Below are 21,092 nucleotides of genomic sequence, written 5' to 3' on the forward strand. Positions count from 1 at the left end.
TGAGTGAGCGGGTGTGCGTGCGCTCACATCAGCGAAAAATCGCGGTCAAACTTCATCAGGTGCTGGCCACCATCGACCAGCAGGGTGGTGCCGGTGAGGGACCGGTTTTCCAGCGCAAACTTCACAGTGGCGGCCACGTCCTCGGCGGTGGACGAGCGGCCCAACGGCGAGAGCGCATGCAGCTGGGCAAACTTGTCGTCGCTGAGCATGTGGCTGGTCAGTGTGAGGCCGGGCGCCACGCCCACCACCCGCACGCGCGGCGCCAGGGCCAGTGCCAGCATGGTGCCGGCGGCTTCCAGCGCGGCCTTGGAGAGCGTGTAGCTCACGAAGTCGGGGTTCTGGTTCCAGAGCTTCTGGTCCAGCAGGTTGACCACGGCGCCCTGGGCATCGGCCTCGCCCGCCGCCGCCCGGTCGGTCAGATGCTGGTGCAGGGCCTGGGCGAGCAGCACCGGGGCGGCAGTGTTGCTGCGCAGGTGCTTTTCGAGCGCGGCAAAACCAAAGGTCTCGGCATTGTCATGTTCGAACAGCGAGGCGCTGTTGACCACCGCGTCCACACTGCCGAAATGCGCCACCACGCGGGGCAGCAGACCGCGCACGGCGGCCTCGTCATCAAAATCGGCCTCAAAATGGGCGCTTGCGCTAGTCAATTTTGCGCATTCAGCTACGCTATTGATAGCGTCTTGGGCTGAAGAGCGGTAGTGCACGGCCACCTGCCAGCCACCCGCTGCCAGGGCCAGCGCAATGCTGCGGCCCAGGCGCTTGGCGGCACCGGTCACCAGCACGGTGCGGGGGCGATGGGGCAGGGAAGGGGTGGACATGTGGGAGACAATGCGGGCCGTGACCCAAAGACCCGACAGTTTAACGACCGCCCTGCACCAGCACATCGCCCAGGCCATTGCCGCCGAGGGCGGATGGCTGGGGTTTGACCGCTTCATGGCCTTGGCGTTGTACACGCCCGGCCTGGGCTACTACGCCAACGATTCCACCAAATTCGGCGCCATGCCCGAGTCGGGCAGCGACTTTGTGACCGCGCCCGAGCTCACGCCCCTGTTTGGCCAGACGCTGGCCGTGCAGGTGGGCCAGGCTCTGGCGCAGACCGGTACCTACGAGGTGTGGGAGTTCGGCGCAGGCTCGGGCGCGCTGGCGCTGCAATTGCTCGATGCCCTGGCCGACCAGGTGCAGCGTTACACCATCGTCGATCTGTCGGGCAGCCTGCGCGCCCGCCAGCAGGCCAGGCTGGAGGCCCATGCGCCCAAACTGCGCTGGGTGGATGCGCTGCCAGAGCACATCGAAGGCGTGGTCGTGGGCAATGAGGTGCTCGATGCCATGCCCGTTCAGCTGCTTGCGCGCCACGGCGGTCAGCAAAGTGGGGTGTGGCACGAACGCGGCGTGGTGGTGGCCGAAGACGGCCGCTTTGCCTGGGCCGACCGCCCCACGGCCCTGCGCCCTCCCATCGTCATCGAAGGTCCGCAGGACTACCTGACCGAGATCCACGCGCAGGGAGAAGGCTTCATGCGCATGCTGGCCGACCGACTGACGCGCGGTGCCGCGTTCTTGCTCGACTACGGTTTTGGCGAAGACGAGTACTACCACCCCCAGCGCCACATGGGCACGGTGATGTGCCACCAGGGGCATCTCGCCGATGGCGACCCGCTGGTGGCGGTGGGCTTGAAGGACATCACCGCCCACGTGAACTTCACGGCCATGGCGCTTGCCGCGCAGGACGCGGGGCTGCAGGTACTGGGCTACACCACGCAGGCGCACTTTCTCATCAACTGTGGATTGCTCCCAATAATGGAGCGCCTACCGCAGGCGCAGCGTGCTATAGCGGCCAAATTGATCATGGAACACGAGATGGGTGAGCTGTTCAAAGTGCTGGCCGTGGGCGCTGGCGAGCCATGGGAGCCCATGGGGTTTGCGCATGGGGACCGGTCCCACCGGCTTTGACACCCTGAACAGGCCCTGGCCCGACCATGTTCCGCTGGCTCATCGTGATCTTCCTGGCCCTGATGTTCATCAGCTGGCTGTCGCCGCTGCTGCGCCGCATGGGCTTTGGGCGGTTGCCGGGGGATTTCCGATTCCGCTGGCTGGGGCGGGACTGGGACGTGCCGCTCGCGTCCACGCTGCTGCTGAGCTTTGTGGTCAGCCTGCTGACCAAGCTCCTCTGATGGCCCGGCCTTCTGCCCTCTAGTCGCCCGATGCCTGCAGCGCTTTCAGGAACGCGTTGCGCCACCAGTGCACATCGCGCTCCCTGATGCGCGCCATGAGTTTCTGGTGACGTGCCTGCCGTTCGGCCAGCGGCATCTGCAGCGCCTGCTGGATGCTGTCGGCCATGCCCTGGGTGTCGTAGGGGTTCACCAACAGCGCCTCTTTCAGCTGTTCGGCCGCACCGGCAAACCGCGACAACACCAGTACGCCGGGGTTGTCCGGGTCTTGTGCCACCACGTATTCCTTGGCCACCAGGTTCATGCCGTCGCGAAGCGGCGTGACCAGGCCCACGGCGGCGGCGCGACACAGACCCGGCACGCGCTTGCGCGCCACCATGCGGTGGATATAGCGCACGGGCATCCAGTCCAGTTCGCCGTAGTCGCCGTTGACGGAGCCGCACAGGCCCTCCAGCTCGTGGCGCAGGTCGGCATAGGCATGCACGTCGTCACGGGTGGGTGACGCGATCATGATGAGTGTGGCGCTGTCGCGGTTTTCAGGGTAGCGGTCCAGCAGCTCGCGGAACGCGCGCACACGGTGCGGAATGCCTTTGGAGTAGTCGAGCCGGTCAATGCCCAGCAGCAGGCGCCGGCGGGAATACTCGTCGCGCATGTTCTCGTAGGTCTCCACCGCGTCGGGGGCGTGCGTGAGGCGCGTGAACTCGTCCACGTCGATGCCGATGGGAAACGACTGCACCACCACCGTGGCCCCGAAGGCGCGCACGCGTTTTTCGTCCAAGGATTCCGCGCTGCCTTCGTTGCGCACGTAGCGCGTGAAATGCGAAACATCAGCCTCGCTCTGCAGCCCCACCAGGTCATAGGCAAACAGCGAGCGCATCAGCCACTCATGCTGCGGGATGGCCGCCATGATGAGCGGCGGTGGCATGGGAATGTGCAGGAAAAACCCGATGCGCTGCTTGCAGCCCATGGCGCGCAACTCGGCCGCCAGCGGGATCAGGTGGTAGTCATGCACCCAGATCACATCGTCGTCGCGCAGCAGCGGCAGCAGCTTGCGCGCAAACATCTGGTTCACGCGCCGGTAGCCTGCGATGTAGCTGGCGTTGAAGTCGGCGAGGTCCAGCCGGTAATGGAACACCGGCCACAACACGCTGTTGCTGTAGCCGTGGTAGTAGCTGTCGTGGTCCTCGCGGCACAGGTCCACGGTGGCCAGTGTGACGGCGCCGGCCTGCCGGGTGTGGAGTTCGCCCTCGCCGGGCGTGCCGCCTTCGACCACGGTGCCGCTCCAGCCAAACCACAGCCCGCCTGTCTGGTTCAGGGCCTCGCCCAAGGCGACGGCCAGGCCGCCTGCAGCGGGTTTGCGGGGATCTGCGAGGCGGTTGGAGATGACGACAAGACGGCTCATGGACCGATCATCGTTGTGGATCGGTCCCGGCCGTTGTCGGACAGAGCCTCAAATCACGCTGTCCCAGGGGGCAGAAAGCCGCACGGCCGCGTTGATCACGCCCACCATCGAGTAGGTCTGCGGGAAGTTGCCCCACATCTCGCGGGTTTCGGGGTGCGTGTCCTCGGACAGCAGGCCCAGTGGGTTGCGGGCGGCCAGCATGGTCTCGAAGATGGCCCGCGACTCGGCCTTGCGGCCAATACGCGCCAGCGCATCAATGCGCCAGAAGGTGCAGATGTTGAAGGCTGTCTCGGGCTTGCCGAAGTCGTCGGCCGCCTCGTAGCGGCGCATGTAGGGACCGTCGCACAGGCTCTTTTCCATGGCCTCCACGGTGCTCACAAAGCGCGAGTCCTTGGGGTCGATGAGGCCCACCTCGGCCATCAGCAGCACGCTGGCGTCCAGCTCGTGCCCGCCAAAACTCTCGGCAAACGCCTGGCGTTCTTCGCACCACGACTTGTCGAGGATCTCGGCGCGCATGCGGTCGGCATGTTGCTGCCAGTGGCTGGCACGGTCGGCCAGCTGCAGCGTGGCGGCGATCTTGGCCAGGCGGTCGCAGGCGGCCCAGCTCATCAGGGCCGACGAGGTGTGCACCCGCGCACGTGTGCGCAGCTCCCACATGCCCGCATCGGGCTGGCCGTACACGCGCACCGCGTTGTCGCCCACCTGTTCCAGTCGCGTGAATTCGGCCAGGCCCGCGCGGTGCAGCAGGCGGTGGTCGTGGAAGGCCTGGGCCGCGCCCAGCACGATGTTGCCGTACACGTCGTGCTGAAAATGCTCGGCCGCCTGGTTGCCCACGCGCACCGGACCCATGCCCCGGTAGCCTGCCAGCTGCGGCACCAAGCTCTCGGGCAGGTCCTTCTCCAGTCCAATGCCGTACAGCGGCTGGATGTGGCCGTCGCCGCCTTCGACCACCACGTTGCTCAGCCAGCGCAGGTAGTCCTCCATGGTGCCTACCTCGGAAATGCTGTTGAGCGCGCGCACCACAAAGAACGCGTCGCGCAGCCAGCAGTAGCGGTAGTCCCAATTGCGGCCGCTGTGGGCGGACTCGGGGATGCTGGTGGTCATGGCCGCCACGATGGCGCCGGTGTCTTCGTACAGCGACAGCTTGAGCGTGATGGCCGCACGGATCACCGCGTCCTGCCACTCCAGCGGCAGCGCCAGGGCGCGCGCCCAGTTGCGCCAGTAGGAGGTGGTTTCCTGCTCGAACAGGCGCGCGGTGTCGGCGATGCCTTCGGTGAGGGTTTCGTCGGCGCCCAGCAGAAAGTTGTGCTCGCGCGTGAGCACAAACGCCTGACCCGACAGCACATGAGACACCGGCGCATCGGTGGACAGGCGCAGCGTCATGTTCTCCCCCACGTAGCGGATGTGGTTGCTGCCGCGCGTGATGTGGGGCTCCGTCTGGCCCCAGTCGTAGCGCACCTTGAGCGCCACGCGGATGCGCGGCGCGCCCTGGATGGGGCGCACCCGGCGCACCAGTGTCATGGGCCGGAAGAAGCGCGAGCGGCTGTGGAAGCGCGGCGCAAAGTCGGTGATCTCTACGCCGTGCCCGGCCTTGTCGAACAGCTGCGTGCGCAGGACGGCGGTATTGGGCTCGTACCACTGGTGGGTCGAGGCCAGGTCTTCCAGCTCGATCGCAAAGTGGCTGCCCTCGTCACCGGGTTGCAACAAGGCGTTGAACACCGGGTCGCCATCAAAGCGGGGCAGGCAGCACCACACCATGCGGGCATGGTCGTCGATCAGTGCGCTGATGGCGCAGTTGCCGATCATGCCCAGGTTCAAGGTCCCGGACTGGGGTTCGGTGGCGGCTGTGTTCATCGTTCGCGCTCCAGGGTCGTGCGTGCAGACGACAGCCAGCCACGCAGTGCGGCCGATGTCATGCAGCGGTGTTGTGCCATGGTCGGCCCTTCGCCCACCTTGATGCCCCAGCCGCCGAGCGCCTGCACGGCGGCAAAGCCGGCCTCATCGGTGACGTCATCGCCCACAAAGACCGGTGTGCGGCCCGCAAAGGGCGGCTGGGTCATGAAATCGACGATGGCCTGGCCCTTGTGGACACCACGGGGCTTCACTTCAAAGACACATTTGCCGCGCAACAGTTCCACGCCCTCCACCTGGCGCATGGCGTGCGCGAGCGTGTCGTGGCACAAGGCCTCCAGCTGGGGGGCCAGGCGGTAGTGCAGGGCCACGCTGGCACGCTTGGTCTCCACCAGCAAGCCGGGGTGGCGGGATGCCAGGTCCTGTGCGGCCCGCAGCACGGGCTCCAGGGCGGGTGGTGCGGTGGCGAGGACAGAGGTCTCGCCCAGCCGGTATTGGGCCCCGTGCTCGCTGGCCAGCGGCAGCCGCAGCGGTGCCAGGAATCCGTCGATGTCGGCCTCGGGCCGCCCGGTCACGATGGCCAGTGCGCCGTCCAGATGGGTGTGCAGCGAAGACAGCGTGGGCACCAGGCCCGACGCAACGCGCACTGCCTCGGGGCGCGGCGCCAGTTCGGTGAGCGTGCCGTCGAAATCCAGAAAAAGCGCATGGGCAGTTGTCAGTGTAGGGAGCAGCCGCATGCGCGAAACCATAGCAGACACTGCAATGCGGATACGGCCACCAGGGGGATTCGGGGCAAGTAACTGGGCGCAAGGTCTGCGACCTGCTGCAACCGGGGCAACGGGGATTCCGCGGCGTGCCCTTGAAACGGCATGTCTGCGCCGCCATGTGTTCAGCAACCTGTATGCCCCACGCCATGACCGAAGCCCTGCACATCGTTTGCCCCCATTGCCACACCACCAACCGCGTGCAAAGCGCCGACCTGGGCAGCGCACCCGATTGCGGCAAGTGCCATCAGCCCCTATTTTCGGGGGCTCCGCTGGAGTTGGACGCCACCAGCTTTGACAAGCATGTGGCACGCAGTCACCTCCCGGTGCTGGTGGACTTCTGGGCCCCTTGGTGCGGGCCGTGCCGCCAGATGGCGCCTGCCTTTGCGCAGGCGGCCCGCGAGCTGGAGCCCGGCGTGCGTCTGGCCAAACTCAACACCGAAGACCACCAGGCCATTGCCGCGCGGTATGCGATCCGCAGCATCCCGACCATGATCCTGTTTCAGCAGGGGCGCGAGGTGGCGCGCATTTCGGGCGCGCTGGGGGCTGCGGACATCGTGCGCTGGGTGCGCACAGCGGCGGCATAAAAGCTCAAATCGTGAGAGCCCGTAGACGATCCCCTGACGGATCGTCTACGGGCTGTTAGCGGATTCCGAACGCCCGGTCGAGCGACAGGGCCCCCGCACCACGCCCGACCAAGTACAGCATCAGCCCTGCCCACGACAGGTGGGTGGGCCAGGCATCGGGGTACACAAACACCTGAATGACCAGTGTCATGCCCAGCAAGGCCAGCGCCGACAGGCGCGTGAACAGGCCCAGCACCAGCAGCACGGCGAAGAGGTGCTCGGCCACTGTGGCCATCTGCGCCGCCAGCTCGGGCGGTAGCAAGGGCAGCTTGTATTCGTCGCGGAACAGGGCGTAAGCGCTGTCGGACACCGTGAACCAGCCCTCGACCTTGGTACGTGCGGACAGCCAGAAGATCCCTGCCACGGCCACGCGGTTGACCAGCGCCAGGAGGCTGTGGGGGGTGAGGAGGGTTGCGGCATCGGCCAGGCGGTCCAGCAGCAAGCGCGGGCCGTTGGCGGAGGCAGGGGAGATGTGGGTGGTGGTGTTCATGGCGGGCACCTCAGTCTGTGTGGGAATCCGTTGGAATCAAGGCGCCCGCGTCCAGCAGGCGGCCCATCAGGGCGGCAAAGTCGATGCCCGGGTCGGCCTCCAGGGCGCGGGTGGCGGCGGCCTCCAGGGGCAGGCCTTGGGCGCAGGCGTCCAGAAAGGCCACTCCTGCACGCGGTAGGGGATGCCACACCACTTCGGCATGGGGCCGGGTGAGCAAAGCCCCATCACCCGTCCACTCCAATGCTTCATTGGGGAGCAGACCTTCGCGGTGGCTCTGCCACAGGGCATATGCCGGATGCTCGTCGCACCAGGTCCAGCGTGCGGTGGGGTGCGGACGCAGCGGCACAAGGGGCAGCGTGTCGGGGGCCTGCTGCGCAAGCCAGCCACGGTCGATGGCGGTGGCATTCCCTGCCAGATGGCATTCGGTCCAGCACCGGTCCAGGCGCGCCACAGGGGGTAAGTAGGGCAGCTCGGCCGCCGGTGTAAACCCGGCCAGAAAGTCGGCAAACCCCGCGCCGTAGTTCACCAGCAGCCCGTCAACTGGCGGCTGCGCGCGGGCGTACACCGCAGCGGCGGCGCGGAACCAGTCTTCGCCCACCAGCTGGCTCACCGTGGGGTAGTTGGCTTGCAGCGCATCGATGCAGCCTTTGAGCGCGGTGTTGCGATACACGGCAAATCCCGGTTGGGACTCCAGCGCAGACAGCCACGGTGCTTGCGCGGCGTGGCCGAGCAGCGCGGCAGAGAAGCCGTCCTGGAAGGTGCTCAGCTGCATGCGGCCTCCTCGGGCTGCACCGCGGTGAGTGCGCTGTGGGCCTGATCACGCTCGGCCAGCAGTTCCCCGAAGGGTGGCAGGTGGTCGTCGCGCTCGATCAGGGTGGGCACGGGGCCGGTGCGTGCGATCACCTGCTCGTACAGCGCCCACACGGCGGGCGCCACGGGCGCATCGTGGCTATCGATGAGCAAGGCGTTGCCGTGCACCGGGTCCGTATGGTGGCCTGCCAGGTGGATTTCGGCCACGGCGTGCAGGGGGAAGGCGCCGAGGTAGGCCTGTGCGTCAAAGCCCAGGTTGTTGGCGCTGATGTACACGTTGTTCACGTCCAGCAGCAGGGCGCAGCCGGTGCGCTGCACCAGTTCGGCCAGAAAATCGGTCTCAGGCCAGTCGTGGCCGTCGATGTGCAGATAGTGCGTGGGGTTCTCGATGGCGATGGGGCGTTGCAGCACGTCCTGCGTGCGGGCGATGTTGCCAGCGATGCGGTGCAGCGCCGCTTGCGTACGGGGAAACGGCAGCAGGTCGGGCAGGTACTGCCCGCGCCAGGTGGACCAGGCCAGGTGCTCAGAAATGAGGGCAGGATTCACGCGCCGTGCGAGGGCGGCGAGGCGCTTCAGGTGGGCCGCGTCGGGCGGGGCATCGGCCGCGAGCGACAGCGACACGCCATGCAGAGCCACCGGGTGGCGCGCACGGATGGCCTCCAGCCAGGTCAGGCGCGGGCCGCCATCGGCCAGGTAGTTCTCGGGGTGCACCTCCCACCACAAGCCGGGGGCGGTGCACCGCAGCGCCTCGTCGTAGTGCTGGGGCTTGAGGCCCAGGCCAGCGGTGAGAGGGGGGGCCATGGTCAGCTCTTCATGGGCGTCAGCATGCCCATGCCCTTGGGTGTCTTGATCGAGGCGCAGGTGCCTGCGGGCACGAACTTCCAGGCGTTGCCTTGGTAGTCCATCTTGGAGGTGCCCGCGCAGGTGGTGCCGGGGCCGGCGGCGCAGTCGTTCTTGCCTGCCATCGAGACGCCGTAGCACTTCTCCATGGCGGGCTTGGCGCCGTCCATGGGGGCGGTCTGGGCCATGGCGGCGCCAGAGGTCAGGGCAACGAGGGCGAGGGCGCCGAGACTGAGGGTGCGGGTGGTCATGGTAGGAATCTCCGAAGGTTGGGTAAGGGTTGAGTCCGACCGGGGTGCTGCCCAGAGGCTGCGTGGAACTGCCCGATCTGCGTTGTAATTCGCGCTGTGCAGCGGTCGGGTTACAGCGCTGCGCAAAAAATCGCGACGGCATGACGAAAATATTTTTTGTGCTGCCTGTAACCCATCCGCCCCGGGATACGAATTCCTTGCAGGGAGACACCATGGAGATAGTGGAAGAGCGCCTGCGTGGCTTGTTGCTGCAGGGGCTGGATGCCGACGCAGCCGCCTACCAGCGCTTTTTGAAGGAGCTGAGTGCCCATCTGCGCGCCTTCTTGCGCCGCCGCCTCGCGCAGCGGCCTGATGAGGTGGAAGACCTGGTGCAGGAGACGTTGCTGGCCGTGCACAACCAGCGCCACACCTACCGGCCCGAAATGCCGGTGACGGCCTGGGCGCATGCGATTGCGCGCTACAAGCTTATCGACTGGCTGCGCTCGCATGCCGCCAAGGAGGCGCGCAATGACCCGCTGGACGATGCGGACGAGTTGTTTGCCAGCAGCGACAGCGAGGCTGCTGAAGCCCGGCGCGACCTGGGGCAGTTGCTTCAGACCCTGCCGGACAAGCAGCGACTGCCGATTGAGTATGTGAAGCTGGAAGGGTTGTCGGTGGTCGAGACGGCGCGCCTCACGGGGCTGTCGGAGTCGGCCGTCAAAGTCGGCGTGCACCGGGGCCTGAAGGCCCTGGCTGCGAAGATCAGAGGAATGACATGAAAACCGATGAATTGATCCACCTGCTGGCTGCAGACGAGCGGCCCGTGCGGCGCACCGCCATCGAGCAACGGATTGCCGTGGCCAGCGCTGTGGGCATTGCCGGCGCCGGGGTGCTGATGCTGACCTTGTTCGGCCTGCGCCCCGATCTGCTGGCGACCATGGCGCTGCCCATGTTCTGGGGCAAGCTGGTGTTTGCGGCAGCGCTGGCGGCTGCAGGCCTGGCGCTGCTGCGCCGCATGGCCCGCCCGGGCATGCCGCTAGGCCACGCTGCCCTGTGGCTGGCGGTGCCGCCGCTGGTGCTGTGGGCCATGGCCTTGGGGGCGTTGTCGCAGGTGTCTGCCGCAGAGCGCATGCCGATCATCCTGGGCAGCACCTGGCGCACTTGCCCCTTCAATATCGCCTTGCTCTCGGTGCCCGCATTTGTGGCCGGGTTCTGGGCGCTCAAGGGCGCGGCCCCTACGCGCCTGGCGTGGGCAGGAGCGGGCGCCGGATTGCTGGCGGGTGCGCTGGGGGCTCTGGTGTATGCGCTGCATTGCCCCGAAATGGCCGCGCCGTTTCTGGCGGTGTGGTACGTGGCAGGCATGGCCATGCCGACGGCGCTGGGGGCTGTGCTGGGGCCGCGCCTCCTGCGTTGGTGAGGGCGGCTGATACAGCAAGCGCCATGGCGGCTCAGGCGCTGACGCGTTTGCTGTAGGCGCGAAACACCGTGTCCAGCGTCCACCCCAGCGATTCGTAGAGTGACTGCGCGGCGATGTTGGTGTGTGCCGTGGTCAAGTCCATGCGCACCCTGCCATGGGCGCGGGCCGTCGCCTCTGCTGCCACCAGCAGGCTGCGCCCGGTGCCGGTTTGGCGCGCTGCGGGCACCACGAACAGGTCGTACAGCGTGTAGATGGGGGCCGCCTCCACCGAGCAGAAGGTGGGATAGAGCTGGCAAAAGCCCATTGCGGCCTGCGAAGCATCCATTGCCAGCAGGATCACCGACTCTCCACGCTCTAGCCGTTCTGCCATGAAGGCCCGTGCTCTGGACAGGTCTGGCGCCTGCTCGTAGAACTGCCGGTAGGCATCAAAAAGCGGCGCGATGGTGTCGGCGTCGGCCGGTGTGGCGGGGCGGATGTGCGCAGCGGTCATGGTGGCGTCGGGATGGCAGAAGGGCCCCAAGAGGCGCCCAGCGGTTGGCAGAGGCGCACTCCTGAAGGGGTGCGGGCGGACGCGGATTGTAGAAAGGGTTCTGCCGCGTCTTGGGGATGCCGTGCGCGGGGTCAGGCCGCGTCGATGTGGGCCTGCAGCCACTGCGCCACCGCTGCCACTCGCGCCTGGTGGATCAGCGCGCCCACCTTCGGGCCGCTCACGCCCTTGGCGGCAGCCTGTGCGGCAATGTCGCGCGTGACCACCGACTGCACCGCCGTCAGCACGGAGGCCAACCGCTGGCGCTGGGGGTAGGCTGATTCCTCAAACCCCAGCCGCCCGCGTGCATCACACTCGCAGGCCAGCAGGATGTCGGCAAAACGCTCGGGCTTGCGGATGGCGTCGCAACGCTCCAGCAGGCGTACCAGGGCAGCGGCCGCAAGGTCGCCGCTGCGGTGGATGTTGCCGTGTTCGCGCGCCACCACGTCGGCAGTCTCGCGGCAGTCCACGGGCACGCGCAGGCGTTCGGCCACGTCTTTCAGCAGCCTCGCGCTGCGCTCCTCGTGCCCGATGTGGCGGGGCAGCACATGGGCAGCCGTCGTGCCCTTGCCCAGATCGTGCACGAGGCAGGCAAACCGCACCGTGAGCGGCGCCTGCAGCCGCGCGGCCATGTCCAGCACCATCATCAGGTGCACGCCCGTGTCCACCTCGGGGTGGAATTCGGCGCGCTGGGGCACGCCCCACAGGCGTGCCACCTCGGGCAGCAGCACGGCCAGCGCGCCACACTCGCGCAGCACCTCAAACATGCGCGAGGGTTGCTCTTCCATCAGCCCGCGCGCCAGCTCCTGCCACACGCGCTCGGCCACCAGGTGGTCCACCTCGCCATGCGCGACCATTTCGCGCATGAGCTGCATCGTCTCGGGCGCCACCGTGAAGTCGGTGAAGCGCGCCGCAAACCGCGCTACGCGCAGGATGCGCACCGGGTCTTCGCGGAAGGCGTCGGTCACGTGGCGCAGTACGCGGGCCTGAAGGTCTTTTTCGCCGTGATAGGGGTCAAAAAGGCGGGTAGCGCCGGATTCATCTGTGCTGAATGCTATTGAATTAATAGTGAGATCACGGCGTGAGAGGTCTTCGTCCAGCGTCACGTCGGGCGAGCTCTGCACCACAAAGCCCCGGTAGCCACGCCCGCTCTTGCGCTCGGTGCGGGCCAGCGCGTATTCCTCGCGTGTCTCGGGGTGCAAAAAGACCGGGAAGTCGCGCCCCACGGGCAGGTAGCCCTGCGCCAGCATCTGCTCGGGCGTGGCGCCCACCACCACCCAGTCGTGGTCATTCACCGGCCGGCCCAGCAGCTTGTCGCGGACCGCGCCGCCCACCATGTAGATTTGCATCGGCGTAGTTTAGGGTGGGGGCCGTATAGTCCCGCCACCATGTCCCTATCGTCTGATCTCACCATTGCCCAGCTCAACCCCGACGGCAGCGTGCCCGTGCCTCAGGCGCCCGACGCCGCCGCCAACGCGGCTGCCGAGGCCTTGCAGCGCGAGGCGCAGTTCGAGGCCCTGAAGGCGCAGGTGGAAGGCTTGCAGGAGATCCTGGCCAAGCCGCTCAATGAAATCCTGGCCGACCGCGACAAGTTCAAGGAGGCCGCCGCCGCATGGGACGCCTTTGGCGCCATGTGGATGCTGTCCCAGCGCGCCATGAAGCGTGTGGCTTTGGACCTGGCCGCGCAGCAGGGGTTGAGCGACGAAGAGGTGGTCGCGCGTGCGCTGGCCTATGCCAATCGGGTCCTCAATGCGGAGGAGGAAGACCTGGGCGGAACCATCGCTCCCGCCCAGCTGGCGCACATCGCGCGGCACAAGCCGTTCTTGCGCAAGCAGTTCCGTTAAAAGACTGCCTGTGCGCGCCTTCATTCAGGCGAATACCGGCCTGAAAAAGCTCCGTTCATAGCTCACGATGCACCCCGTCTCCTCGGCATAGCGGAAGATCGCCAGGCAGTCCGCGTCTTGCATCGACGCCTCGCGGTAGCGCTCATAGGCCGCGAGGCTCTCGAACGTGAACAGTGCCAGTGCAATGTTGTTGGCGCCCTCGCTGGGCATGAAGTAGCCGTGGTGCTGGCCGCCGAACTTCTCGACCAGCGGAATCCACAGCTTGCCGTAGTGCTCGAACTCTTTCAGCTTGCTGGTGTTGAGCACGTAGCGCAGGTAGATGGTGGCGGCCATGGGGCTCAGCCTTCGGTATGGCGCAGGCGGTAGGGCTCTTCGAAGTCCAGAAAGTCCTTCTCGGCCAGGGCCTCGTCGATCCAGGCTTTGACGCCGGGCAGGGCGCGCACGCGGTCCACATAGGCTTTGATGGGCGCAGGCACGGGAAGGGCGTAGGTGTGCAGCCGCATGCACACGGGGGCGAAGTAGGCGTCGGCCACGGTGAATTCGCCAAACAGCAGGGGGCCGCCGTGCTCCTGCAGCAGCGCACTCCACATCTCTACCAGGCGCTGCACGTCGGCCCGCACGCCAGCCTGGTCGCGCCAGATCAGGGCCCCTGTGTCGGCCAGCTGGGCTTCGATGTTCATGGGGCAGTGGCTGCGCAGGGCGGTGAAGCCGCTGTGCATCTCGGCACAGACGCTGCGGGCGCGTGCGCGGGCTTTGGCGTCCGTGGGCCAGAGCTTTTTGTCGGGATGGGTTTCGGCCACGTACTCCGCAATCGCCAGCGTGTCCCACACCACCAGGTCGCCATCGACCAGCACGGGCACCTTGGCGGTGGGGCTGACGGCGCCGATGGTGCGCTTGAACTCCGATTGCGCGTCAAAGCTGTCAAAGCGCACGCGCACTTCCTCAAAGACGATGCCCGCCTGCTTGAGCAGCACCCAGGGGCGCATGGACCAGGACGAGTAGTTCTTGTTGCCGATGTAGAGCTTGAGCATGGTGGGCACCTGAAATGAAGAGGTCAGCCCGCCATGCTAGCCGCTGCGGCGCGCGCCAGCGATGCGAAAAACCGGTCCGAATGATGCGCGGCAGGCATCACAGGCCTTCGTGCCGACCGGCAAGTGCCCGTGGGCGGTCTGCCGGGCGGCCGCCAGCGGGCACTGAGGGGATCAGACCGGCCAGACCACGCCGTTGTCGTTCAGGATGGCATCGAGCGGCAGGTCGAACGCCTCGGGCTCGAAATCGTCCAGGTAGCCGTGGGTGAAGCCCAGGCCCACGGTGAACGGCTTGGGCTGCAGCGTGGCCAGCGTACGGTCATAAAAGCCGCCGCCGTAGCCCAGTCGGTAGCCACCCGGCGCATAGCCCACGCAGGGCACAAACAGCAGCGTGGGCACGATGACCTCGGTGTCCTTGGGCTTGGGGATGCCGTAGGCGTCTTCTTCCATGGGGCAGCCGGGGTACCAGGCGTGGAAGGTCAGGGTCTTGTGCTGCTTGTTGACCACCGGCAGGCCGATGCGGCGGCGCAGGGGTTCGTCCAGCAGCTCACCGTCTTCCTTCCAGCGGTGCAGGGCAGGCAGGGGGTCGAACTCGCCTTTGATGGGCCAGTAGGCGCCGATCACCGTGTCCGGCCGGTTCACCAGCCAGATGCGCATCACCTGCTGTAACAGGTCGGCCCGCTGTAGGCGGTCGGGCAGGTTGAGGCGTTCTTCTATCAATGTGCGCCGAAGGGCTGCTTTGTCCATCAGATAATTCCCCCATGCAATTTCTCAGAGCCATTCTGACACCCCTTGTGGCAGCCACCCTGTTGGCCGCCACCGCGCCCCTTGTCATGGCGCAAAACCGCGGTGACGATACCCTGCTGGAGATGCAGCAGGCCTTCCGCAAGGGTGACCGCAACAAGCTCGCGCAGCTGCTGCCTGCCGCGCGCGGCCATGCGCTGGAACCCTGGGCGGCCTACTGGGAGCTGCGGGTGCGCCTGGGCGAGGCGTCGCCGCAGGAGATCCAGTCCTTCATGCAGCGCTACGCCGGCACCTACCAGGAAGACCGCCTGCGCAACGACTGGCTGCTGCTGCTGGGTCAGCGGCGCGACTGGAGCCAGTTTGCCGAGCAGCACCCCAGCTACCGCATGTCGGACGACCGCGAGGTGCGCTGCTACGCGCTGCTCATCGACCACATCAAGGGCACGGCACCCGCCACGGTGGCGGACGATGTGCGCAGCAACTGGTACGCCATTCGCGACGCCGACGATGGCTGCAACCATGCGGCGGGCGAGCTGTACTCCGCCAAGAAGCTCTCTGCCCTGGACATCTGGCGCAAGGCGCGGCTGGGCGTGGACGCCAACCGGCCCCGCGTGGTGCGCAATGCCGTCGAAATCGTGGCGCCCGATGCGCTGCCCCAGCTCAAGGAAGCGCTCGACACTCCCAGCAAATACCTGCTCGGCCGGGCCACGGCGCGGGGCAAGGTGCGCCAGGAGCTGATCGTGCTGGCACTGATCAAGCTTGCAGGCAGCGACCCGGACGGCGCTGCCCGCCAGCTTGACAGCAAATGGAGCGTTCACCTCTCGCCCGAGGAGCGCAACTGGGCCTGGGGCGTGATCGGCAAGGCGGCTGCACAAAAGCTGTCCAGCGATGCCATGGGCTACTTTGGCAACATCACCAAGGACGGCGACCTCAACGACGACCTGCTGGGCTGGAAGGTGCGCGCCGCGCTGCGCGCCGGCCAGTGGAAGGCCGTGGCCAAGGCCGTCGACGCCATGGGCCCCGAAGGCCGCCAGGACAGCACCTGGGTGTACTGGAAGGCGCGTGCGCTGCTGGCCGGCAAGCCCAGCGACGCAGACCGTGCCGAGGCGCGCCAGCTGTTCGAAAGCATTGCGGGCACGCGCGGGTTCTATGAGCAGCTGGCGCTGGAGGAACTGGGCCAGCGCATCAGCGTGCCGCCTGCGCCCGCCCCTCTCACCGCCGAAGAGAAAGCGGCTGCGCGCGCCAATCCGGGGCTCAATCGCGCGCTCTACGCCATTTTGCTGGGGCTGCGCAGCGAAGGCGTGCGCGAATGGAACTACACCACCAACCTGCACCAGCCCGGGGGCATGCCAGATCGCGAACTGCTGGCCGCTGCCGACTTTGCCTGCCAGCGCGAGGTGTGGGACCGGTGCATCAACACCAGCGAGCGTACCAAGGGCGTGATCGAGGTGAACCAGCGCTTCCCCATGCCGTTCCGCAGCACCGTGGTGGAGCGCGCGCAGGGCATCGGCATCGATCCGGCCTATGTGTACGGCCTGATCCGCCAGGAAAGCCGCTTCGTGATGGACGCGCGCTCGCATGTGGGCGCCTCGGGCCTGATGCAGGTGATGCCCGCCACGGCCCGCTGGACGGCCAAGAAGATCGGCCTCACCAACTTCACGCCCGACCAGATCACCGACCGTGACACTAATATCATCATCGGCACCGCCTACCTCAAGCTGGCGCTGGACGACTTTGCAGGCTCCATGCCCATGGCTGCTGCCGCCTACAACGCGGGCCCCGGCCGCCCACGCAGCTGGCGCAACGGCCCGGTGCTGGACGCTGCCATCTGGGCCGAGAACGTGCCTTTTGCCGAGACGCGCGACTACGTGAAGAAGGTGCTGTCCAACACCACCAACTATGCAGCCATGCTCACCGGCCTGCCCCAGTCGCTCAAGAGCCGCCTGGGCACCATTGGCCCGCGCGATGCGGCTTTGCCCGAGGTGAACAAGGACCTGCCGTGACGCCAACTCCCGTTGACGGGCGTCGGAGAGCAAATTGATTGCTATAAAAATCAGAGCTATAAGCTCATGATAAATGTGCGCCTGAGCATGTTTGCATAAAAGGGGAGGGGTGGAATGGGCAAACTGGCATGGATGGCTTGCGTGGCCACAATCGGCGCGGTCGTGGCGTGGGGCGCGGGCGCGCAGGCACAGCCCGTGTACAAGTGGGTGGATGCCGATGGCAAGACCCACTACGGGTCGCAGCCCCCACCCGCCAAGCAGGACGCCGAGCCGCTGAAGCTGCAGAGCAACAACGGCACCAGCGGGGGCAGCGGCTCCTCCAGCGGCAAGGGCGCCAGCGCCAAGGCGGGCCAGCAGTACAACCCTGACGGCACCAAAAAGGTCTCGAAGGACGTCGAGGAGTTTGGCGAGGGGCTCAAAAAATCGCTGGGCACCGTGGACAGCAAGCAGGTTCCCCTGAACTGCGCCGTGGCCGTGGACAACATCCACTACCAAGCCGACCTGATGCTGGAAGTGGGCCAGAAGAACGTACGGGATGGCTACATGACCCAGACGGCGTTCGATGCCACGGCACCCAAGATCCGCGAAGCCAAGGGCAAATACAGCGTGTCTGACTGCCAGGGCGCATCGGGCAACAAGAAGTCGTTTTACCAGTGCATGTCCAGCAGCAAGAACCACGTCACGGGCTGCGACAAGCAATACAAACATTGAAGGCGTGGGGCTGACCTTCTCGGTAGTTTTGTGCCTGCGGTGTCGCGTTCAACCCCGCAGGCGCATGCGCCACGCCTCACACGTTGTGCAGCACCTCGCCCTGGCGCACCGCAGCGCCTGACCGCACCAGTTCATCCGCCAGACTCTGCAGCCATTCGGCCTCGGTCTGCGCTGCAAAGTGCCGCGTGCGCAGCATGCCGAAATACGGCGTGGCATGCGCCCAGGCCGTGAGGTCGGGGATGCCGATCTGCTGCCATTCGAGCAGCTTGTACTTGAGCAGCACCTTGGCCGCGTAGAGCGCGTGCTTGCCCGGGTTGCGCACAAAACCGTCCAGGCGGCGGCGGGCGCCGTCGATGGCGCGGGGCGCATCGGCAAACACCGGCCCGTGGCCCGGGATCACGATCTGCGGCGACAGCGCTTCAATCAAGTCCAGTGTGGCCCCCACCTGGGCGAAGGCATCGTCGCCCTCCAGCTCGGGAAACACCACGCCAAAGCCGTTCTCCCACAGCGCATCGGCCGAGATCAGCACGCGGCCCTGGGGCTCGAACAGCACCACCGAATGCGGGTCGTGCCCCGGCGCGGCATGCACCTGCCAGGGCTTGTCGCCCAGCAGCACACACGAGCCCGGCACCAGCAGCGTGTCGGCCCGAAAGGGCGGGCACTCCTGCCCGGTGGGCGTGTAGCTCAGCGCGTAGGCATCCCACTGGCGCACATGGTCGGCCTGGCCGGGCGGGATGGCGGTGAGCACGCTGGGCCAGGCCCTTTGCAGCGCGGCATTGCCGCCGCAGTGGTCGCTGTGCAGGTGGGTGTTGAGGATGCGGTCCAGCGCGCGGCCCTGCAGCGTGCCGCGTACCAGGTCCACGGTCTGATCGGCATGGCTGCAGTAGCCGGTGTCCACGATGGCCGTGTCGTGGTGGCCGATGAAGAGGATGTTGTTGGCCGACAGCCAGCCGCGTTCGAGGACGGTGATTTCAGGGGGCAGGAGGTCGTGGGGCTCGGAACTGGGCATGGGGCAGGCAAAAGGTGATGCCCCAGCGTACCCCAGGTGCGCCCTGCCAGACGTTCTCCAAAACCCGCAACGCCCGGCTCGCTGCGGGCTCGGGCTGTTGGATTGATTCGGCACGCACTGGCTTGAACCGTTCACGCTGAGCTTGCCGAAGCGCCGCGCAAGGTTTCGACAGGCTCAACCCGAACGGGTATCCCAGGTTCAAAGAGGTCTGCTCAATAGAACGTCAGAACCTCAGAACGTCACGCCCGCCACCAGGATCACGTTGGCATACGGCGTGCACTCGCCCGTGCGCACCATCACGCGGGCTTGCTGCGTCAGGCGCTTGAAATCGTCGTGCGACACCGCCTGGGGAGTGACCGGCAGCTGGCACCAGGCGGGCAACTGGCCGCCGTTGTGCTCCACCGCCTCGGTGGCGATCACGGCCTTTTCGACCTGCATTTCTTCCAGCACCACCCGCAGCACATCCGCCACGGCGGGGATGCCCGGCGTGAGCGCCAGGTCAACGCGGCGCGGGCCGTTGGGGATGGGCAGGCCCACGTCGCCAATCACCAGCATGTCGCCATGGCCCAGGGTGGCGATGGCGTGGGAGAGTTCGGCATGCAGCAGGGCGGTGCGTTTCACAGGGGGCTCCAGGCGGGCGGTTGGGGGCTTTGCGCCACGGCGGCGCGGGTGGGGATGGAGGGCTGGGCGCCGGGTTGGGTGACGCACAGCGCCGATGCGCGGATGCCTTCGCGCACGGCGGCGTCCAGCGACTCGCCGCGCGCCAGCGCCACGGCCAGCGCACCCAGGAAGGTGTCACCAGCGGCCGTGGTGTCCACGGCTTTCACGACGAGGCCGGGGTGGTAGCGGTTGCCAGCGGCATCGGCGGCCACGGCGCCTGCTGCGCCCAGGGTCACCACCACCTGGGCGGGGCCCTTGGCGCGCAGGGCTTGTGCGGCCTGCGCGGCATCTGCGGGCATGGTCACGTTCTGGCCCGCCAGCGCGGCGGCTTCCACCTCGTTCACCACCAGCGTGTGTACCAGCGGCCACATCGCTGCGGGCAGGGGCTGAATGGGCGAGGGGTTGAGCACCACCGGGCAGCCAGCGGCATGCGCCATCTCGGCGGCGGCCAGCACCTGGGGCAGGGGCGTTTCGAACTGCAGCACCAGGCCGCCTGCGCCTTGTAGCGCGGCGCCCAGGGCGGCTTCATCCAGCACAAAGCGGCCGTTGGCACCGGGCACGACCACGATGCGGTTTTGCCCCGTGGCCTCCACGGTGATAGCGGCCACGCCGGTGGTGGTGGCGGTATCGGTCTGAACGCCGCTGTGGTCGATGCCGTCGGCGTCCAGCCCGGCGCGCAGCGTGTGGCCGTAGCCGTCGTCGCCCACGCGGCCAAACAAGGCCACCTGGGCGCCCTGGCGCGCGCAGGCCACGGCCTGGTTGCCGCCCTTGCCGCCGGGCACCAGGTGCAGGGCGTCGGCCAGCACGGTTTCGCCAGGGCCCGGCGCGTGTTGCACCTGCAGCACCAGGTCCATGTTCAGGCTGCCGACGACGGCGATGCGGGGTGTTTGGGTGGTGCTCACGCCGCACCTCCAGGCGCATGGGCCGTGGAGGCGCGCACGCGCAGCTCGGGCTGCAGCATCACCTTGCGCGCATCCTGGCGCTTGCCGTCGATGCGCTCCAGCAGCATGTCCACGGCCAGCGCGCCGATGCGCTGCTTGGGCTGTGCCACGGTCGTCAGAGGCGGGCTGGTGAAGGCGGTGAGTTCGATGTCGTCAAAGCCAACGATGGACAGCGCCTCGGGCACGCGCAGGTCGCGTTCGTGCGCCGCGCACAGCGCGCCCATGGCCATGAGGTCGTTACAGACGAAGACGGCGGTGGGGGGCTCGGGCGCGCGCAGCACGGCGTGCATGGCCTCGTAGCCGCCCTGGCTGGTGAAGTTGCCGTGCCACAGGAGGCCCTCACCCGTGCCGCAGCCCGCATCGGCCAGCGCCGTGCGCCAGCCGGCAATGCGCTGCTCGCTGGGCGCAATGCCTTCGGGGCCGCCAATGCACGCGATGCGGCGGTGGCCCAGCGACAGCAGGTGGCGCGTGGCCAGCAGGCCGCCCTGCATGTGGGCGGTTTCCACCAGGTCGCAGGGTTGTTGTTCGGCGATGTCGATTTCGCGGTCCACCAGCACGGTGGGGATGGACAGGCCTGCGAGCTGCGTGGCCAGCGTGGCGTCGTGCCCGGTAGAGACCACGATCAGCCCGTCGATGCGCCGCTCGGCCAGCACCTGCAAGTAGGTGCCCTGGCGGTGCGCCTCATCGTTGGTGTTGCACAGGATGACGTTGTAGCCCGCGCCAAAGCAGCGGTCTTCCACGCTGTGCACGATCTCGGCAAAGTAGGGGTTGGAGCTGTTGGGAATCAGCATGCCCAGCGTGCGCGTGTTGTTGCTCTTGAGGCTGCGCGCGATGGCGCTGGGAACGTAGCCCAGGGCGCGGATGGCAGCCTCGACCCGCTCGCGCCCCTCGGGGCTCACGCGGCGCGTGCCGTTGACCACGTGCGACACCGTGGTGACCGACACCTCGGCGTGGCGCGCAACGTCCTTGATAGTAGCCATGCAAAAAGAAGAATGAGGTCGTGGGTGGTGGGGCGGCTGGATGCGGGGTCA

25 protein-coding genes are annotated in these 21,092 nt (G+C 67.2%); 8 read left to right on the forward strand and 17 right to left on the reverse strand.

Annotated features, from left to right (window positions below; genetic code table 11):
- Positions 1–23: 23 nt before the first annotated feature.
- Positions 24–818, reverse strand: coding sequence for an SDR family oxidoreductase (locus C8C99_RS17860; protein ID WP_056647236.1), 795 nt, complete (start codon positions 816–818; stop codon positions 24–26).
- Between the two features lie 10 nt (positions 819–828).
- Between C8C99_RS17860 and C8C99_RS17865 the strand changes: the two genes are divergently transcribed.
- Both C8C99_RS17865 and C8C99_RS17870 read left to right on the forward strand, forming a co-directional pair.
- Positions 829–1,947: a class I SAM-dependent methyltransferase gene (locus C8C99_RS17865; RefSeq protein ID WP_056647234.1), complete on the forward strand. Its 1,119-nt coding sequence runs from the start codon at positions 829–831 to the stop codon at positions 1,945–1,947.
- 26 nt (positions 1,948–1,973) lie between these two features.
- Entirely contained in the window at positions 1,974–2,168 is a 195-nt protein-coding gene (locus C8C99_RS17870) for a DUF2905 domain-containing protein (RefSeq protein ID WP_056647231.1), read from the forward strand.
- A 19-nt stretch (positions 2,169–2,187) separates the two neighbouring features.
- On the opposite strand, the gene otsA is transcribed toward C8C99_RS17870, so the two are convergent.
- Genes otsA through otsB form a run of 3 tightly spaced genes read right to left on the reverse strand, consistent with a single transcriptional unit; the run spans position 2,188 to position 6,155 of the window.
- Positions 2,188–3,567, reverse strand: coding sequence for an alpha,alpha-trehalose-phosphate synthase (UDP-forming) (otsA, locus tag C8C99_RS17875; RefSeq protein WP_056647228.1), 1,380 nt, complete (start codon positions 3,565–3,567; stop codon positions 2,188–2,190).
- 48 nt (positions 3,568–3,615) lie between these two features.
- Positions 3,616–5,421 (reverse strand): glycoside hydrolase family 15 protein, encoded by a 1,806-nt coding sequence (locus tag C8C99_RS17880; RefSeq protein ID WP_056647225.1) that lies wholly within the window; start codon positions 5,419–5,421, stop codon positions 3,616–3,618.
- Positions 5,418–6,155, reverse strand: a complete 738-nt coding sequence (gene otsB, locus C8C99_RS17885; RefSeq protein ID WP_108627226.1) for a trehalose-phosphatase — start codon at positions 6,153–6,155, stop codon at positions 5,418–5,420. Before otsB ends, C8C99_RS17880 begins: the two co-directional genes overlap by 4 nt.
- 176 nt (positions 6,156–6,331) lie before the next feature.
- Between otsB and trxC the strand changes: the two genes are divergently transcribed.
- Positions 6,332–6,769, forward strand: a complete 438-nt coding sequence (gene trxC / locus C8C99_RS17890; protein WP_108627227.1) for a thioredoxin TrxC — start codon at positions 6,332–6,334, stop codon at positions 6,767–6,769.
- Between the two features lie 55 nt (positions 6,770–6,824).
- Here the strand turns inward: trxC and C8C99_RS17895 are convergent, their stop codons facing one another.
- The 4 genes from C8C99_RS17895 to C8C99_RS17910 are packed head-to-tail and all read right to left on the reverse strand — an operon-like array spanning position 6,825 to position 9,199.
- A complete protein-coding gene (locus C8C99_RS17895) occupies positions 6,825–7,298 on the reverse strand; it encodes a DoxX family protein (RefSeq protein WP_108626462.1) in 474 nt (157 codons plus the stop codon).
- A 10-nt stretch (positions 7,299–7,308) separates the two neighbouring features.
- Entirely contained in the window at positions 7,309–8,070 is a 762-nt protein-coding gene (locus C8C99_RS17900; RefSeq protein WP_108626463.1) for a DNA-binding domain-containing protein, read from the reverse strand.
- Positions 8,061–8,909, reverse strand: a complete 849-nt coding sequence (locus tag C8C99_RS17905; RefSeq protein ID WP_108626464.1) for a DUF692 domain-containing protein — start codon at positions 8,907–8,909, stop codon at positions 8,061–8,063. Before C8C99_RS17905 ends, C8C99_RS17900 begins: the two co-directional genes overlap by 10 nt.
- Positions 8,910–8,911: 2 nt before the next feature.
- Positions 8,912–9,199 (reverse strand): DUF2282 domain-containing protein, encoded by a 288-nt coding sequence (locus C8C99_RS17910; protein ID WP_056647216.1) that lies wholly within the window; start codon positions 9,197–9,199, stop codon positions 8,912–8,914.
- Between the two features lie 212 nt (positions 9,200–9,411).
- Here C8C99_RS17910 and C8C99_RS17915 point away from each other — a divergent pair, with 212 nt between their 5' ends.
- Both C8C99_RS17915 and C8C99_RS17920 read left to right on the forward strand, forming a co-directional pair.
- Positions 9,412–9,957, forward strand: coding sequence for a sigma-70 family RNA polymerase sigma factor (locus C8C99_RS17915; RefSeq protein ID WP_056647212.1), 546 nt, complete (start codon positions 9,412–9,414; stop codon positions 9,955–9,957).
- Entirely contained in the window at positions 9,954–10,595 is a 642-nt protein-coding gene (locus C8C99_RS17920) for an NrsF family protein (protein WP_056647209.1), read from the forward strand. Before C8C99_RS17915 ends, C8C99_RS17920 begins: the two co-directional genes overlap by 4 nt.
- A 31-nt stretch (positions 10,596–10,626) precedes the next feature.
- Here the strand turns inward: C8C99_RS17920 and C8C99_RS17925 are convergent, their stop codons facing one another.
- Both C8C99_RS17925 and C8C99_RS17930 read right to left on the reverse strand, forming a co-directional pair.
- On the reverse strand, positions 10,627–11,085 hold the full coding sequence (locus C8C99_RS17925; RefSeq protein ID WP_056647656.1) for a GNAT family N-acetyltransferase: 459 nt from the start codon (positions 11,083–11,085) through the stop codon (positions 10,627–10,629).
- Between the two features lie 131 nt (positions 11,086–11,216).
- A complete protein-coding gene (locus C8C99_RS17930) occupies positions 11,217–12,470 on the reverse strand; it encodes a multifunctional CCA addition/repair protein (RefSeq protein WP_056647207.1) in 1,254 nt (417 codons plus the stop codon).
- 39 nt (positions 12,471–12,509) lie between these two features.
- Here C8C99_RS17930 and C8C99_RS17935 point away from each other — a divergent pair, with 39 nt between their 5' ends.
- On the forward strand, positions 12,510–12,965 hold the full coding sequence (locus C8C99_RS17935) for a hypothetical protein (protein ID WP_108626465.1): 456 nt from the start codon (positions 12,510–12,512) through the stop codon (positions 12,963–12,965).
- Between the two features lie 24 nt (positions 12,966–12,989).
- Here the strand turns inward: C8C99_RS17935 and C8C99_RS17940 are convergent, their stop codons facing one another.
- The 3 genes from C8C99_RS17940 to C8C99_RS17950 all read right to left on the reverse strand — a co-directional run bounded on the left by C8C99_RS17940 (position 12,990) and on the right by C8C99_RS17950 (position 14,740).
- Positions 12,990–13,298 (reverse strand): NIPSNAP family protein, encoded by a 309-nt coding sequence (locus tag C8C99_RS17940; protein WP_108626466.1) that lies wholly within the window; start codon positions 13,296–13,298, stop codon positions 12,990–12,992.
- A 5-nt stretch (positions 13,299–13,303) separates the two neighbouring features.
- Positions 13,304–13,996: a glutathione S-transferase family protein gene (locus C8C99_RS17945; RefSeq protein ID WP_108626467.1), complete on the reverse strand. Its 693-nt coding sequence runs from the start codon at positions 13,994–13,996 to the stop codon at positions 13,304–13,306.
- 171 nt (positions 13,997–14,167) lie between these two features.
- Positions 14,168–14,740: a 5-formyltetrahydrofolate cyclo-ligase gene (locus C8C99_RS17950; protein ID WP_056647195.1), complete on the reverse strand. Its 573-nt coding sequence runs from the start codon at positions 14,738–14,740 to the stop codon at positions 14,168–14,170.
- 14 nt (positions 14,741–14,754) lie between these two features.
- On the opposite strand from C8C99_RS17950, the gene C8C99_RS17955 reads away from it, so the two are divergent.
- Both C8C99_RS17955 and C8C99_RS17960 read left to right on the forward strand, forming a co-directional pair.
- Complete coding sequence (locus tag C8C99_RS17955; protein WP_108626468.1) at positions 14,755–16,740, forward strand: lytic transglycosylase domain-containing protein; 1,986 nt, start codon at positions 14,755–14,757, stop codon at positions 16,738–16,740.
- A 114-nt stretch (positions 16,741–16,854) separates the two neighbouring features.
- On the forward strand, positions 16,855–17,451 hold the full coding sequence (locus C8C99_RS17960) for a DUF4124 domain-containing protein (RefSeq protein WP_108626469.1): 597 nt from the start codon (positions 16,855–16,857) through the stop codon (positions 17,449–17,451).
- A gap of 76 nt (positions 17,452–17,527) precedes the next feature.
- Here the strand turns inward: C8C99_RS17960 and C8C99_RS17965 are convergent, their stop codons facing one another.
- From C8C99_RS17965 to C8C99_RS17980, 4 genes are all read right to left on the reverse strand, one after another.
- Positions 17,528–18,460, reverse strand: a complete 933-nt coding sequence (locus C8C99_RS17965; protein ID WP_108626470.1) for an MBL fold metallo-hydrolase — start codon at positions 18,458–18,460, stop codon at positions 17,528–17,530.
- 231 nt (positions 18,461–18,691) lie between these two features.
- Positions 18,692–19,081 carry a D-ribose pyranase gene (rbsD, locus tag C8C99_RS17970; protein ID WP_108626471.1) on the reverse strand — a complete coding sequence of 130 codons (390 nt, stop codon included), beginning with the start codon at positions 19,079–19,081 and terminating at the stop codon, positions 18,692–18,694.
- On the reverse strand, positions 19,078–19,974 hold the full coding sequence (locus tag C8C99_RS17975) for a ribokinase (protein ID WP_233247391.1): 897 nt from the start codon (positions 19,972–19,974) through the stop codon (positions 19,078–19,080). Before C8C99_RS17975 ends, rbsD begins: the two co-directional genes overlap by 4 nt.
- 44 nt (positions 19,975–20,018) lie before the next feature.
- Complete coding sequence (locus C8C99_RS17980) at positions 20,019–21,041, reverse strand: LacI family DNA-binding transcriptional regulator (protein WP_063459936.1); 1,023 nt, start codon at positions 21,039–21,041, stop codon at positions 20,019–20,021.
- Between the last annotated feature and the right edge of the window lie 51 nt (positions 21,042–21,092).

Origin of the sequence: Acidovorax sp. 107, assembly GCF_003058055.1 — a bacterium.
Classification (GTDB): domain Bacteria; phylum Pseudomonadota; class Gammaproteobacteria; order Burkholderiales; family Burkholderiaceae_C; genus Acidovorax.

What these genes read in the sequence shown, in the direction of transcription:
- C8C99_RS17860 (WP_056647236.1), bottom strand. Translation starts at nt 818, where the DNA reads ATGTCCACCCCTTCCCTGCCCCATCGCCCCCGCACCGTGCTGGTGACC.
- C8C99_RS17865 (WP_056647234.1), top strand. Translation starts at nt 829, where the DNA reads ATGCGGGCCGTGACCCAAAGACCCGACAGTTTAACGACCGCCCTGCAC.
- C8C99_RS17870 (WP_056647231.1), top strand. Translation starts at nt 1,974, where the DNA reads ATGTTCCGCTGGCTCATCGTGATCTTCCTGGCCCTGATGTTCATCAGC.
- otsA (WP_056647228.1), bottom strand. Translation starts at nt 3,567, where the DNA reads ATGAGCCGTCTTGTCGTCATCTCCAACCGCCTCGCAGATCCCCGCAAA.
- C8C99_RS17880 (WP_056647225.1), bottom strand. Translation starts at nt 5,421, where the DNA reads ATGAACACAGCCGCCACCGAACCCCAGTCCGGGACCTTGAACCTGGGC.
- otsB (WP_108627226.1), bottom strand. Translation starts at nt 6,155, where the DNA reads ATGCGGCTGCTCCCTACACTGACAACTGCCCATGCGCTTTTTCTGGAT.
- trxC (WP_108627227.1), top strand. Translation starts at nt 6,332, where the DNA reads ATGACCGAAGCCCTGCACATCGTTTGCCCCCATTGCCACACCACCAAC.
- C8C99_RS17895 (WP_108626462.1), bottom strand. Translation starts at nt 7,298, where the DNA reads ATGAACACCACCACCCACATCTCCCCTGCCTCCGCCAACGGCCCGCGC.
- C8C99_RS17900 (WP_108626463.1), bottom strand. Translation starts at nt 8,070, where the DNA reads ATGCAGCTGAGCACCTTCCAGGACGGCTTCTCTGCCGCGCTGCTCGGC.
- C8C99_RS17905 (WP_108626464.1), bottom strand. Translation starts at nt 8,909, where the DNA reads ATGGCCCCCCCTCTCACCGCTGGCCTGGGCCTCAAGCCCCAGCACTAC.
- C8C99_RS17910 (WP_056647216.1), bottom strand. Translation starts at nt 9,199, where the DNA reads ATGACCACCCGCACCCTCAGTCTCGGCGCCCTCGCCCTCGTTGCCCTG.
- C8C99_RS17915 (WP_056647212.1), top strand. Translation starts at nt 9,412, where the DNA reads ATGGAGATAGTGGAAGAGCGCCTGCGTGGCTTGTTGCTGCAGGGGCTG.
- C8C99_RS17920 (WP_056647209.1), top strand. Translation starts at nt 9,954, where the DNA reads ATGAAAACCGATGAATTGATCCACCTGCTGGCTGCAGACGAGCGGCCC.
- C8C99_RS17925 (WP_056647656.1), bottom strand. Translation starts at nt 11,085, where the DNA reads ATGACCGCTGCGCACATCCGCCCCGCCACACCGGCCGACGCCGACACC.
- C8C99_RS17930 (WP_056647207.1), bottom strand. Translation starts at nt 12,470, where the DNA reads ATGCAAATCTACATGGTGGGCGGCGCGGTCCGCGACAAGCTGCTGGGC.
- C8C99_RS17935 (WP_108626465.1), top strand. Translation starts at nt 12,510, where the DNA reads ATGTCCCTATCGTCTGATCTCACCATTGCCCAGCTCAACCCCGACGGC.
- C8C99_RS17940 (WP_108626466.1), bottom strand. Translation starts at nt 13,298, where the DNA reads ATGGCCGCCACCATCTACCTGCGCTACGTGCTCAACACCAGCAAGCTG.
- C8C99_RS17945 (WP_108626467.1), bottom strand. Translation starts at nt 13,996, where the DNA reads ATGCTCAAGCTCTACATCGGCAACAAGAACTACTCGTCCTGGTCCATG.
- C8C99_RS17950 (WP_056647195.1), bottom strand. Translation starts at nt 14,740, where the DNA reads ATGGACAAAGCAGCCCTTCGGCGCACATTGATAGAAGAACGCCTCAAC.
- C8C99_RS17955 (WP_108626468.1), top strand. Translation starts at nt 14,755, where the DNA reads ATGCAATTTCTCAGAGCCATTCTGACACCCCTTGTGGCAGCCACCCTG.
- C8C99_RS17960 (WP_108626469.1), top strand. Translation starts at nt 16,855, where the DNA reads ATGGGCAAACTGGCATGGATGGCTTGCGTGGCCACAATCGGCGCGGTC.
- C8C99_RS17965 (WP_108626470.1), bottom strand. Translation starts at nt 18,460, where the DNA reads ATGCCCAGTTCCGAGCCCCACGACCTCCTGCCCCCTGAAATCACCGTC.
- C8C99_RS17975 (WP_233247391.1), bottom strand. Translation starts at nt 19,974, where the DNA reads ATGGACCTGGTGCTGCAGGTGCAACACGCGCCGGGCCCTGGCGAAACC.
- C8C99_RS17980 (WP_063459936.1), bottom strand. Translation starts at nt 21,041, where the DNA reads ATGGCTACTATCAAGGACGTTGCGCGCCACGCCGAGGTGTCGGTCACC.